This is a genomic window from Methylobacterium sp. J-078 (assembly GCF_022829285.1).
In the GTDB taxonomy this organism is placed as follows: domain Bacteria; phylum Pseudomonadota; class Alphaproteobacteria; order Rhizobiales; family Beijerinckiaceae; genus Methylobacterium.
Genome location: NZ_JAKSYI010000141.1, coordinates 190,688 through 202,983 on the forward strand (window position 1 = coordinate 190,688; position 12,296 = coordinate 202,983).

Annotated in this window: 10 protein-coding genes; 8 read left to right on the forward strand and 2 right to left on the reverse strand. The window is 70.8% G+C overall.

The window, feature by feature from the left end:
- Positions 1–101 precede the first annotated feature (101 nt).
- From rseP to lpxB, 7 genes are all read left to right on the forward strand, one after another.
- On the forward strand, positions 102–1,262 hold the full coding sequence (gene rseP, locus MKK58_RS25665) for an RIP metalloprotease RseP (protein WP_243915768.1): 1,161 nt from the start codon (positions 102–104) through the stop codon (positions 1,260–1,262).
- A gap of 330 nt (positions 1,263–1,592) precedes the next feature.
- Positions 1,593–4,136: an outer membrane protein assembly factor BamA gene (gene bamA, locus MKK58_RS25670; protein WP_243915769.1), complete on the forward strand. Its 2,544-nt coding sequence runs from the start codon at positions 1,593–1,595 to the stop codon at positions 4,134–4,136.
- A gap of 45 nt (positions 4,137–4,181) precedes the next feature.
- Positions 4,182–5,237: a UDP-3-O-(3-hydroxymyristoyl)glucosamine N-acyltransferase gene (gene lpxD / locus MKK58_RS25675; RefSeq protein WP_243915770.1), complete on the forward strand. Its 1,056-nt coding sequence runs from the start codon at positions 4,182–4,184 to the stop codon at positions 5,235–5,237.
- 207 nt (positions 5,238–5,444) lie between these two features.
- On the forward strand, positions 5,445–5,909 hold the full coding sequence (fabZ, locus tag MKK58_RS25680) for a 3-hydroxyacyl-ACP dehydratase FabZ (RefSeq protein WP_243915771.1): 465 nt from the start codon (positions 5,445–5,447) through the stop codon (positions 5,907–5,909).
- On the forward strand, positions 5,906–6,718 hold the full coding sequence (lpxA, locus tag MKK58_RS25685; protein ID WP_243915772.1) for an acyl-ACP--UDP-N-acetylglucosamine O-acyltransferase: 813 nt from the start codon (positions 5,906–5,908) through the stop codon (positions 6,716–6,718). Before fabZ ends, lpxA begins: the two co-directional genes overlap by 4 nt.
- Positions 6,715–7,623, forward strand: coding sequence for an LpxI family protein (locus tag MKK58_RS25690; protein ID WP_243915773.1), 909 nt, complete (start codon positions 6,715–6,717; stop codon positions 7,621–7,623). Before lpxA ends, MKK58_RS25690 begins: the two co-directional genes overlap by 4 nt.
- Positions 7,620–8,792: a lipid-A-disaccharide synthase gene (lpxB, locus tag MKK58_RS25695; protein WP_243915774.1), complete on the forward strand. Its 1,173-nt coding sequence runs from the start codon at positions 7,620–7,622 to the stop codon at positions 8,790–8,792. Before MKK58_RS25690 ends, lpxB begins: the two co-directional genes overlap by 4 nt.
- A gap of 4 nt (positions 8,793–8,796) precedes the next feature.
- Here lpxB and MKK58_RS25700 read toward each other — a convergent pair whose 3' ends face one another.
- Positions 8,797–9,225, reverse strand: coding sequence for a DUF805 domain-containing protein (locus MKK58_RS25700; protein WP_243915775.1), 429 nt, complete (start codon positions 9,223–9,225; stop codon positions 8,797–8,799).
- The gene (hrpB, locus tag MKK58_RS25705) at positions 9,222–11,723 is read right to left on the reverse strand and encodes an ATP-dependent helicase HrpB (protein WP_243915776.1); all 2,502 of its coding nucleotides are present in this window, start codon (positions 11,721–11,723) and stop codon (positions 9,222–9,224) included. The genes MKK58_RS25700 and hrpB overlap by 4 nt, the downstream gene beginning before the upstream one ends.
- Before the next feature lie 190 nt (positions 11,724–11,913).
- Between hrpB and MKK58_RS25710 the strand changes: the two genes are divergently transcribed.
- A complete protein-coding gene (locus tag MKK58_RS25710; RefSeq protein ID WP_243915777.1) occupies positions 11,914–12,207 on the forward strand; it encodes a hypothetical protein in 294 nt (97 codons plus the stop codon).
- Positions 12,208–12,296: the final 89 nt, after the last annotated feature.

Sequence of the window (12,296 nt, forward strand, 5' to 3'; positions counted from 1 at the left end):
CTGCGACGCCGAATCCCGCTCTTCCGGTTTGCGTTCGCGTCGCACACACACGATCTGCTAGAGCGGAACGACGGCCCCGGGGAGGCCGAGAGGATCGACGCATGGACTTCCTGAACGCCATGGGCGGCACGGCCACCGGTTTCTTCGGTGCCGTGATCCCCTTCCTGATCGTGCTGAGCATCGTGGTCTTCGTTCACGAGATGGGGCACTTCCTGGTCGGGCGCTGGTGCGGCGTCGGTGTCCACGCCTTCTCCCTCGGTTTCGGCCCCGAGCTGTTCGGGTTCAACGATCGTTACGGAACCCGGTGGAAGCTCTCGGCGGTGCCGCTGGGCGGCTACGTCAAGTTCCACGGCGACGCCAACGGCGCCAGCGTGCCCGACCCCGAGGCGGTGGCGCGCATGAGCCCGGGAGAGCGCGCGACCAGCTTCCCGACCCAGCCGCTGGGCAAGCGCGCCGCCATCGTGGCCGCCGGGCCCGTCGCCAACTTCATTCTCGCCATCGCGCTGTTCTCCGGCGCCATCTACTTCGGTGGCCGCTACGAGACGCCGGCCCGGGTCGAGGCCGTGATCCCGGACAGCGCCGCCGCGCGCGCCGGCTTCCAGCCCGGCGACGTGATCCGCGCCATCGGCGGCTCGCGGATCAGCAGCTTCACCGACATGCAGCGCACGGTCTCGGGGGCGGCCGGGAACGCGCTCACCATCACGGTCGAGCGCGATGGCCAGACCTGGGATCTCGTCGCCGTGCCGGAGAGCAAGGAGGACGTGACGCCCTTCGGGCGGCATCGCTTCGGCCGCCTCGGCATCCAGGGTCCCAAGGCCGCCGAGGCCAAGCTCATTCATTACGGGCCCGTCGATTCCCTCGGCCTCGGCGTCTACGAGACCTACTTCGTGGTCGATCGGACCATCGACTACATCGGCAAGCTCCTCACCGGCCGGGAATCCCCCGACCAGCTCTCGGGGCCGATCGGGATCGCGCGGGTTTCGGGCGAGGTCGCCAAGGTCGGCGGAGTCGGGGGCCTGATCGGGCTGGTGGCCCTGCTCTCCGTCTCGATCGGCCTCCTGAACCTCTTCCCGGTGCCGCTCCTCGATGGCGGGCACCTGCTGTTCTACGCCTACGAGGCCGTGCGCGGGCGCCCCTTGAGCGAGCGCTCGCAGGAGATCGGCTTCCGGATCGGGCTGGCGCTCGTCCTGTTCCTCATGCTGTTCGCCGCCTGGAACGACATTCTGAACCTCGGTTTCTCCTGGCGCGGCCGCGGGACCTGAAGCCGGGCCCCGCGCGCCTGTGGATTGCGTGTGCATCCCGTTTCGGGACGCCTAAGCCCCTCCATCACCAGTGTATTCTTCGTTCCGCGCGGGGCCGCGAAGCCCCGCGCGGAACGATTCGTTGACCCTGTCGGGGGATCGAAGCGCGGCGTTAAGTGACCGGAAGGCCACGTCTCCGCAAAATCCCGGGTGAGCGGGAGCCCCGAGCGTTTGCTTCGCCTGGGAATCCCGATAGAAGCTGAGCTTGGGACCAGAGGTCAGGACGCCCGCAAACGGGTGACTGATTGCGGGTGCAAACTCGCGCTGAAGATAAAAGAGACGGGCGATTACATGATGTCGATGACGGGGAAGCGCCGGCGTAAGTCGGCGGAACAGACCATCGTCCTAGTCGCCGCGGCGGCCGCTGGCCTCGTCCTCGGTGGCGCCGCTCAGGCGCAGCAGATCGTCGTCCAGGGTAACAAGCGTGTCGATGCCGACACGATCCGGTCCTACGTGACCGGCACCGCCTCGGGCTCCCCCGAAGAGGCCCGCCGCAACCTGCTGGCGACCGGCATGTTCTCCGACGTGAAGGTGTCGCGCAGCGGCGGCGGCACGGTGGTGAGCGTCCGCGAGAACAACATCATCAACCGGGTGGTGTTCGAGGGGAACAAGAAGATCGAGAAGTCCACCCTCGAGGGTGAGGTCGAGGCCAAGGCGCGCGGCGCCTTCAGCCAGGGTGTCGTCCAGGCCGACATTCAGCGCATCAAGGAAGTCTACCGCCGCGCCGGCCGCGGCACCGCGAAGGTCAGCTTCCGCACGGTGGATCTGCCGAACGGCCGCCTCGACGTGATCTACGTCATCGAGGAAGGCGACAAGACCGGCATCAAGGCGATCAACTTCGTCGGCAACAACGTCTATTCAGATTCTAAGCTGCGCGAGCTCATGTCCTCGTCGGAGATGAACTTCCTCAGCTTCATCAAGACTTCGGACGTCTACGATCCCGATCGCATCACCAGCGATCTCGATATCGTTCGACGCTACTATTTGAAGAACGGCTACGCCGATTTCCGCGTCGTCAATGCCGATGCCCGCTACGTCGAGGGCGAGGGCGATGCCGGCTGGGTCATCACCGTCACCGTCGAGGAGGGCGAGCAGTACCGCGTCGGCGCGGTGGCGATCGATTCCCGCCTGCCGGGCCTCGACACGCAGAAGCTCGACGGTGAGGTGCGTGCCCAGGTCGGCGACGTCTACAACGCCGAGGACGTGGAGCGGACCCTCAACGGCGTGACCAATCAGGTTGGCCGCCAGGGCTACCCCTTCGCGCAGGTCCGCCCGACGGGCCAGCGCGACCGCGCCACCCACACCGTGGCCCTCGGCTTCGTGGTCGAGGACGGCCCGCGCGTCTATGTCGAGCGCATCAACATCCGCGGCAACACCCGCACCCGCGACTACGTCATCCGCCGCGAACTCGATATCACCGAGGGCGACGCCTATAACCGGGTGCTGACCGATCGCGCCGAGCGGCGCCTGAACGGCCTCGGCTTCTTCAAGAAAGTCCGCTTCTCCAACGAGCCGGGCTCCTCGGCCGACCGCGTGATCATCAACATCGACGTCGAGGATCAGCCCACGGGCTCGTTCTCGGTGGCGGGCGGCTACTCCACCCAGGACGGCATCATCGGCGAGGTCTCGGTCTCCGAGTCGAACTTCCTCGGACGCGGCCAGTACGTCCGCGTCGCCGGCACCGGTGGCCAGTACTCGCGCGGGTTGGACTTCTCGTTCACGGAGCCGTACTTCCTCGGCTACCGCCTGGCCGCCGGCTTCGACGCCTTCTACAAGTACAGCGACCAGACCCGCTACTCGCGCTACGAGACCACGGTCTACGGTGGACAGCTCCGCGTCGGCCTGCCGATCACGGAAGAGTTCGGCATCACGATGCGGTACTCGCTCTACAACACCGAGCTGCGCGTCCCGAACACCGTCAAGCGGCCGTACAACGACTGCTCGAACCCAATTCCGGGCTATACGACCCTCACGAACGGCCTGAAGGCCACGGGTGCGGCCGGTGAGCAGGCAGCGTTTCCGCTCTGTGCCGCAGATGGCGAAGCCTCGATCGCACTCAAGGGATCGCAGGGCTCGACCCTCACCTCGCTTGCCGGCCTGACGCTCGCCTACTCGACCCTCGACAACTTCGCCTCGCCGCGCAACGGTCTCTACGCCGAGCTGAAGCCCGACATCGCCGGTCTCGGTGGCGACTCGAAGTTCTTCCGCGTGACGGGCGACGCCCGCTACTACAAGGAATTCTACGAGGACATCGTCGGCTTCGTGCGCTTCCAGGGCGGTCACATCACGGCCCTGAACGATCAGCCGCTGCGCATCACCGACCAGTTCTTCCTCGGCCCGTCGCTCGTGCGCGGCTTCGCGCCCAACGGCATCGGCCCGCGCGACATCGGCATCTCCGACAGTCGCTCGAACGCCATCGGTGGCTCGACCTACTTCGGCGGAACACTCGAGGTGCAGTTCCCGCTCCCCGGCATCCCACGGGATCTGGGCCTGAAGGGCGCGGTCTTCGCCGATGCCGGTACGCTCTTCGGCTATAACGGCCGCACGCAGTTCGACGTGAACAACGACCGCTTCATCAACGGCTTCGCGCCGGGCAGCGGCTGTAACTTCAATCAATCGACCATCGGCGTCGAGCCCGAGTGCGTGAACGTCCGCGACAAGCTGATCATACGCTCCTCGGTGGGTGCTTCGATCCTCTGGAACTCGCCGCTCGGTCCGATCCGCTTCGACTACGCCTACGCCCTCTCGAAGGACGAGGGTATCAAGACCGCCTTCGGCCGCGTCGGCCAGGATCAGATCCAGGCCTTCCGGTTCTCCGGCGGCTCGCGCTTCTGACACCGAGCGCCGCCTCCTTTTCGGGAGGCGGCGCGTTGTGACAGCATGTCAGATCCGGTCTTCTTCTCCGCGTCCTCTACCCTCAGCCTCGGCGCCATCGCCGAGGCTGCTTGCGTTTCGCTGCCCGAGGGCGCCGATCCGCATCGTGTGATCACGGGGGCCGCGCCCCTCGAATCGGCGACGCCGCAGGATGTCGCCTATATGGACAACGCCCGCTACGGGGACGCGCTCGCCGCGACCCGGGCGGGCATCTGCCTGGTGTCGCCGCGCTTCGCGCCCCGCGTGCCCCCCGGCACCGTCGCCCTCGTCCTGCGCGATCCCTACCGGGCCTATGCCGGGCTGCTCGCCCGCCTGCATCCCGAGGCGATGCGACCCGCCTCGCTCTTTTCCGCGAGCGGCGTGGCGCCCGGCGCCCATGTCCATCCTGAGGCACGGCTTGAGCCCGGCGTGCACGTGGATCCGGGCGCCGTCATCGGCCCGAACGCCGAGATCGGGTCCGGCACCATCGTGGGTGCGAATGCCAGCATCGGACCGGGCGTGCGGATCGGGCGGGACTGTGCCATCGGCGCCGGGGTCACCCTGACGCATGCCCTGGTGGGAAACCGGGTCATCATCCATCCGGGCGCACGCCTCGGCCAGGACGGGTTCGGATTCGCCATGGGGCCCGGCGGCCACCTCAAGGTGCCGCAGATCGGTCGCGTCATCGTTCAGGACGACGTCGAGATCGGCGCCAACACGACGATCGACCGCGGCGCCAGCCGCGACACGGTGATCGGCGAGGGCACCAAGATCGACAACCTCGTGCAGATCGCTCACAACGTCGTGATCGGACGCCACTGCGTCATCGTCTCCGGTGTGGGCATCTCCGGCTCGACGACGCTCGAGGATTACGTCGTCCTCGGCGGACAGGTCGGTGTGGTCGGGCATCTGCGCATCGGCATGGGGTCGCAGATCGCCGGCTCCTCCAACGTGAACCGCGACGTGCCGCCGGGCAGCCGCTGGGGCGGGACGCCGGCGAAGCCCGTGCGCGCCTGGTTCCGGGAACTCACCACCCTGGCTCGCCTCGCCGAGCGCTCCGTCGGCGACGAACCGAAGGGTTGAGGCCGGGCTTCTCATGAGACGGAGCGGCGAGCCCGTTCATGCGCGGTCACCCCGTCCCCGATCCGTAGCCGGCATGCGTTCAATCCGCAGCCGGGGCTTGCATCCATTCATCATCTCGCGAATGAAGGCGCGTCCAACGCGTTGGTGATTTGGGAAACGAGGCGGGACGGCGGGGGCGTCGGCGCGCTCAGTGAGGTTATCTGATCGATGAACGACATGCCGCGAGAGCTCGGCTCGGCTGATATCCAGCAGGTCCTGGAACTGCTGCCGCACCGCTACCCCTTCCTGATGATCGACCGGATCGTCGAGATCGACGGCGACCGCAGCTGCATCGGGGTCAAGAACGTCACCATCAACGAGCCGCAATTCACCGGCCACTTTCCCGGACTGCCGGTGTTTCCCGGCGTCCTTCTGATCGAGGGCATGGCCCAGACCGCCGGCGCCATCTGCTGCCGTCACATCATGACCGAAAACCTGAAGACCAAGCAGGTGTTCTTCATGACCATCGACAAGTGCAAGTTCCGCAAGCCCGTCGTGCCGGGGGATACCGTGCACTACCACATGACCAGGACGAACCACCGCCGCACCATGTGGTGGTTCCGGGGTGAGGCGCGGGTCGATGGCGCGCTGGTGGCCGAGGCCGATATCGGCGCTATGCTGGTGACCGGGTGAGCGGGGCCCCCGGCATACACCCGAGCGCGGTGGTCGAGGACGGCGCCACCCTGGGGGAGGGCGTCCGGATCGGGCCGTTCTGCCACCTGGGGCCCGGCGTGACCCTGGGCGCGGGCTGCGAACTTGTCAGCCACGTCGTCGTCGCCGGCCGGACCACGATCGGTCCCCGCACGCGGCTCTATCCCTTCGCCTCCATCGGGCATCCGCCGCAGGACCTGAAGTACAGGGGCGAGGCCTCCACCCTGACCATCGGCGCGGATTGCCTGATCCGCGAGGGCGTCACCATGAATCCGGGGACCGCCGGCGGCGGCCTCGAGACCACGGTGGGCGACAACTGCACCTTCCTGGCCAATTCGCATGTCGGCCACGATTGCCGGGTGGGCGACGGCGTCGTGTTCTCCAACAACGTCATGCTGGCGGGCCATTGCAGCGTCGGCGACTACGCCATCCTGGGGGGCGGCGCGGCCGTGATCCAGTTCGCGCGCGTGGGCGCGCACGCCTTTGTGGGCGGCCTGTCGGGCCTGGAGAACGACTGCATCCCCTACGGCATGGCGCTGGGCAACCGGGCCTACCTGTCGGGCCTCAACATCATCGGCCTGCAGCGACGCGGGTTCGCCCGCGAGGACATCCACGCCCTGCGCCGGGCCTATCGCCTGCTCTTCGCCAACGAGGGGACGTTGATGGAGCGGGTGGAGGACGTGGCCTCCGAGTTCGAGCACCACCGCGCGGTGGCCGAGATCATCGCCTTCATCCGTGTCGGCGGCAAGCGCTCGATCTGCACCCCGCGCGAGGCGCCGGGCGCCACGTGAGCGCGAATCCCGCGCCGGCCGGGCGCGCCGACCCGCTGCCCGCGGCGCTGGTGCTGGTCGCGGGGGCCGGTCGCCTGCCGGAACTCGTGGCGGGCTCCCTCGACCGGGCGGGCCGGCCCTACCGCATCCTGGCGATCCGGGGCTTCGCCGAGCGGGCCATGCGCGCCCGGGCGGCGGCCACCGTCGACCTCCTCGACATCGCCGGCATCCTCGCCGTCCTGAAGCGCTGGGGGCCCGTCAGCGTGGTGCCGGCCGGCGGCGTTTCGCGCCCCAACCCGGCCGCGATCCTCAACGCCGCCGCGGCCCTGCGCAACCGCGAGGCCCTGCGGGCGATCTCGGGCGGCGGCGACGACCGGCTCCTGCGCGGCGCCCTCGCGCTCCTGGAAGAGAACGGCCACGGGGTGGTGGGCGTCCACGAGGTCGCTCCCGATCTCCTGAGCCCGGCGGGCGTGATGGGCCGCCACCGGCCCGACGCGGCGGCCGCCGTCTCCATCGCGGCCGGGCAGGCCCTTCTGGGGGCGCTGTCGCCCCACGATGTCGGGCAGGCGGCGGTGCTGGCGGGCCAGCGCGCCCTGGCGGTGGAGGGCCCCGAAGGCACCGACCGGATGCTGGCCCGGGCCCGGAGCCTCGCCCGGCGTCCCCTCGGTTTTGGCCGGGCCCAGGCCGGCATCGTCCTGGTGAAGCTCGCCAAGGTGGGCCAGGATCTGCGCGTCGATCTCCCGGCGATCGGGCCGCGCACCGTCGCCAACGCAGCGGCGGCGGGCTGCGTGGGGCTCGCCGTCCAGGCCCGCTTCACCCTGATCATCGACCGGCCCGCCACCATCGCGGCGGCCGATCGGGCGGGGCTCTTCCTCGTCGGACTCGATGCGGAAACGGGAATGGGCGCAAGGGACCTGGGAGCATGAGCGAGCCGAAGCCCGAGCGGACGATCTGGCTGGTGGCGGGCGAGGATTCCGGCGACCAGCTCGGGGCCAAGCTGATGCGCGGCCTCGTCGAACTCTCGGAGCGGCCGATCCGCTTCGGCGGGGTCGGCGGCGAGGCGATGGCCGAGCAGGGCTTCCACTCCCTGTTCCCGATCGACGACGTGGCGGTGATGGGCTACCTGCCGGTCGCCGCGCGGCTGCGCACCCTCCTGCGCCGCATCCGCGAGACCGTGCGGGATGTAGTCGCGGCGCGGCCCGACGTGCTCGTGATCATCGACAGCCCGGGCTTCACCCACGCGGTGGCCCAGCGGGTGCGCAAACGGATGCCCGACCTGCCCATCGTGGATTACGTCTCGCCCAGCGTCTGGGCGTGGCGGCCGTGGCGGGCGGCGCGGATGCGCCCCTTCATCGACCACGTGCTTGCCCTTCTGCCCTTCGAACCCGAGGCGCACCGGCGCCTGAACGGTCCCGCCTGCAGCTATGTCGGCCATCCGCTGATCGAGCGCCTGAACGAATTGCGGCCGGGGCCGGCCGAAGCGAAGGGCCGCATGGACGGCCCGCCGGTCCTCGCCATCCTGCCGGGCTCGCGCCGCTCCGAGATCGAGCGGCTGATGCCGGTCTTCAGCGCGGCCCTGGCCCGGCTCACCGCGCGCTTCGGGCCGATCGAGGCGGTGCTGCCCGCCGTGAGCCGGCACCGCGCCCTGATCGAGCGGCTGGCGCTCGCCTGGGATTCCCCGGTCACCCTGGTCCACGGCGAGGCGGCCAAGCACGCCACCTTCCGGCGGGCGCGGGCGGCCCTGGCGGCCTCCGGCACGGTGACCCTCGAACTGGCGCTCGCGGGCGTGCCGATGGTGGTGGCCTACAAAGTCTCGCGCATCGAGGAGGCGGTGGCCCGGCGCCTCATCCAGGTGCCGACCATCGTGCTGCCGAACCTCATCCTGGGTCAGAACGCGATGCCGGAATTCATCCAGGCGGATTGCACCGCGCCCCGCCTCGCCGAAGCGCTGGCGCCGCTCCTGGCCGGCGGCCCCGAACGCGATGCGCAGGTGGCGGCGCTCGCCCGCATCGACAGCCTGATGCGCCTGCCGGACGACGACCCGCCGAGTCGGAGTGCGGCCCGCATCGTGCTCGCGGCCCGGCGCGCCGCCTGACGCGCTACGGCATCGGGCCGAAGCGGTTCGGCCCGCGCGTTCCCGGCCTGAGCAGGGTCTCGATGAGGAACCACGCGGAGAACCCCAGCATCGCCAGAACGAGACCGATGACCACCTCTGGATAACGGTCGACCCAGCGTTCCAGGGGCAGGACGCCGAGGGCTTCCACCACCCCGTAGGGCGCGAGCCACCAGCCCGTGCGATCGCGGTCGTGCAGGCGCCGCGCCGTCTGGGCGAGGGCCGCCCCGGCGAGGGGGATCTGGCCCGCAAAGATTAGGAGGGCGGGCCAGCGCAGGCCGAGCCCGGCGAGCCAGATTGCCGCGCAGAGGAGCCCGAAGAAGGCCAGCAGCAGGCGGATCACCCGGTGGCGATAGGCCGGTGCCGAGAGACGTCCGCGCGGATCGAAGAGATCCAGGGCCGCGCGCAGCCTCACGTGCCCCTCGGCTTGACCCGGCGGGTCGGCGGCTCGGCCACCGGGTCCTCGGGCCAGGGATGACGCGGGTAGCGCCCGCGCATTTCCGCGCGCACGGCGCTCCAGGACCCGCGCCAGAAGCCCGGCAGGTCGCGGGTGATCTGGATCGGCCGTGAGGCGGGCGAGAGCAGGTGGAGCACCAGGGGGATCCGCCCGCCCGCGATGCTCGGGTGCCGCTCCAGGCCGAACAGCTCCTGCACCCGCACCGCCAGGACCGGGCCGCCCTCGGCCCCGTAATCGAGGGGGATGCGCGAGCCCGTCGGCACCTCCACGTGGGTCGGTGCCTCCGCGTCGAGGCGGGCCCGCAGGTCCCAGGGCAGCTGCGCCTGCAGGGCACGGCCGAGATCGTCGGCGCCGATCGCATCCAGGCCGGTCCGGCCGACGATCTCGGGGGCCAGCCACGCGGTGACGGTCTCGCTCAGGCGCGCGTCGGAGAGGTCCGGCCACGTCGCGGGATCGGCCGCGCGCAGGAAAGCGAGGCGCGCCCGCCACTGGGTCAGGGCCGGTGTCCAGGGCAGGGCCTGCAGGCCGATCTCGGCGATGCCGCGCGCCAGGATCGCCGCAGAGGCGTCGTCCGCCGGCACCGGCAGGGTGCGCTCGCCGAGCGTCAGCGCGCCGAGGCGGCGCAGGGAGCGGGCCCTGAGGGCACGAGCGCCCCAATCGAACGTCACCTGCATGGCGGCCTCGATCCGGTCGGGGAACAGCGCCTCGATGGCCTCCAGGGCGATGGGCGCGGCGGCCAGGATGCGGGCGTTCGCGGCGGTGCCGATGATGTCGGCCACCACCAGGAAGGGTTCGCGCGCCAGGGCCGAGGCCGCCTCGACCCGTCCGGCCCGGCCGTTGGCCATCACGAACTCGCCGTCGCGGCCCCGCGTCCGCGCGATCCGGTCGGGATAGGCGAGCGCCAGGAGGGGGCCGGCCTCGGTGAGATCGCTCCCGGAGAGGGCCGGCACCGTGCGGGCGAAGCCCTCCGCCTGCCGGGCCCAGGTCTGGGCGAGGCGGCGCATGTCGGTGGCGCGTTGGCCGCGGTCGCGGGCGAAGCGCTCGACCCGGTGGCCGACATCGGTCTCGTCGCCGCCGAGGCCGCGCTCGACCAGCACGGCGGCGAGGTCGGCCGCCGCGCGGGCCTGGCCCTGTCCGGCCGCCGCCACGACCATGCGCGCGAGGCGTGGGGGCAGGGGCAGCGCCCGCAGCGCCCGGCCGGTCTCGGTGAGCCGGCCGTCGGCCTCAATCGCGCCGAGGTCACGCAGCATCGCGCGCGCCTCGGTGAGGGCCGGCGCGGGCGGCGGGTCGAGGAAGGCGAGGACGGTCGGATCGACGACCCCCCAGGCGGCGGCGTCCAAGAGCAGCCCGGAGAGGTCGGCGGCGAGGATTTCGGGGCGCGTGAAGGGTTCGAGGGCGCTGGTGGCGGCCTCCGACCAGAGCCGGTGGCAGATGCCGGGCTCGGTACGGCCGGCGCGGCCTCGGCGCTGGTCGACGGAGGCACGGGAGGCCCGCGCGGTGACGAGGCGGGTCAGGCCGAGGTCCGGTTCGTAGACCGGTACCCGCGACAGGCCGGAATCGACCACGATCCGCACGCCCTGGATGGTCAGCGAGGTCTCGGCGATGCTGGTGGCGAGGACCACCTTGCGCCGACCGGGAGGCGCCGGAGCCACGGCCCGATCCTGCTCGGCCGGCGTGAGGGCACCGTAGAGCGGTGTGATTTCGGTGGCCGCGCCGACCCGGTCGGCCAGCAGCCCCACCACCCGGCGGATCTCGCCCTGGCCCGGCAGGAAGGCGAGCACCGAGCCGGGATCGGCCCGCAGGGCCCGCAGGACGGCGTCGGCCATGACGTCCTCGATGCGCCGGTTTGGGTCGCGCTCCCAGTACCGGGTCTCGACTGGGTAGGCGCGTCCCTCCGAGGCGACGACGGGGGCATCGCCCAGCAGGCCGGCGACGCGGGCGCCGTCGAGGGTGGCCGACATCACGAGGATGCGCAGGTCCTCGCGCAGGCCCCCTTGCGCGTCGAGGGCGAGCGCCAGCCCGAGATCGGCGTCGAGGGAGCGCTCGTGGAACTCGTCGAACAGCACGGCCCCGACGCCGCGCAGCTCGGGGTCGTCCAGGATCATCCGGGTGAACACGCCCTCGGTGACGACCTCGATCCGGGTCCGCCCCGAGACCTTGGAGCCCAGGCGCACCCGCAGGCCCACCGTGTCGCCGACGCGCTCGCCGAGGGTCGCCGCCATACGCTCGGCCGCCCCCCGCGCCGCGAGGCGGCGGGGCTCCAGCAGGATGATCCGGTCGCTCCGCCCGAGCCAGGGTGCGTCGAGGAGCGCCAGGGGCACGCGCGTGGTCTTGCCGGCGCCGGGCGGCGCGACGAGCACGGCGGATGAACGTGCCGCGAGGGCCTCGCGCAGGGCGGGAAGCGCCGTCTCGATCGGCAGGTCGGGCGCGTCGGCGGCGGGAGAGTGCGGGGCCATCGGCGCCGGTGGTGCCGCGATCGGAGCGGTTCCGCAAGTCGCGTGGGGTCAGACCACGTTTACGATGTTCCTCACATCCCACCCCACGAGCGAAATTAAACGTCGCCTCAGCACTTTAACGCGGGAACGGATTCCCCGCGCCGGACTTGTTCGGTCGCGGCGCGACGGGCGCTCGACGGAAGAAGAATTCATGAACAAGTTAGCGATCGCACTGGCCGCCAGCACTCTGCTCGGCGCCTTCGGACTGACGGCGGCCTCGGCCGCTCCCGTGACGCCGGCTCCCGCCGTCACGGTGGCCGGTGACGCGACCCTCGATCAGGTGGCCTATCGCCGCCACCATCACGGCATGCGCCACCATCGCCATCACCGCCGCATGCACCGCATGCCGCGCTCGCGCATGATGAGCGACCCGAATTCGCGCAACCCGTCGCAGCCGGGCTACATGCAGCAGAAGGGCAACACCTCGGGCGGTCCCCGCTACTGAGACGACTGCCCGTCTCGGACGGAAGGGAGGAGCCGGTGCGCGGGGCGCACCGGCTCCTCTCTGCGTTTTGGAGCCAGGATTCGTTCTCC

What these genes read in the sequence shown, in the direction of transcription:
- lpxB (WP_243915774.1), top strand. Translation starts at nt 7,620, where the DNA reads ATGAGCGAGCCGAAGCCCGAGCGGACGATCTGGCTGGTGGCGGGCGAG.
- rseP (WP_243915768.1), top strand. Translation starts at nt 102, where the DNA reads ATGGACTTCCTGAACGCCATGGGCGGCACGGCCACCGGTTTCTTCGGT.
- bamA (WP_243915769.1), top strand. Translation starts at nt 1,593, where the DNA reads ATGATGTCGATGACGGGGAAGCGCCGGCGTAAGTCGGCGGAACAGACC.
- MKK58_RS25710 (WP_243915777.1), top strand. Translation starts at nt 11,914, where the DNA reads ATGAACAAGTTAGCGATCGCACTGGCCGCCAGCACTCTGCTCGGCGCC.
- hrpB (WP_243915776.1), bottom strand. Translation starts at nt 11,723, where the DNA reads ATGGCCCCGCACTCTCCCGCCGCCGACGCGCCCGACCTGCCGATCGAG.
- lpxD (WP_243915770.1), top strand. Translation starts at nt 4,182, where the DNA reads ATGTCAGATCCGGTCTTCTTCTCCGCGTCCTCTACCCTCAGCCTCGGC.
- fabZ (WP_243915771.1), top strand. Translation starts at nt 5,445, where the DNA reads ATGAACGACATGCCGCGAGAGCTCGGCTCGGCTGATATCCAGCAGGTC.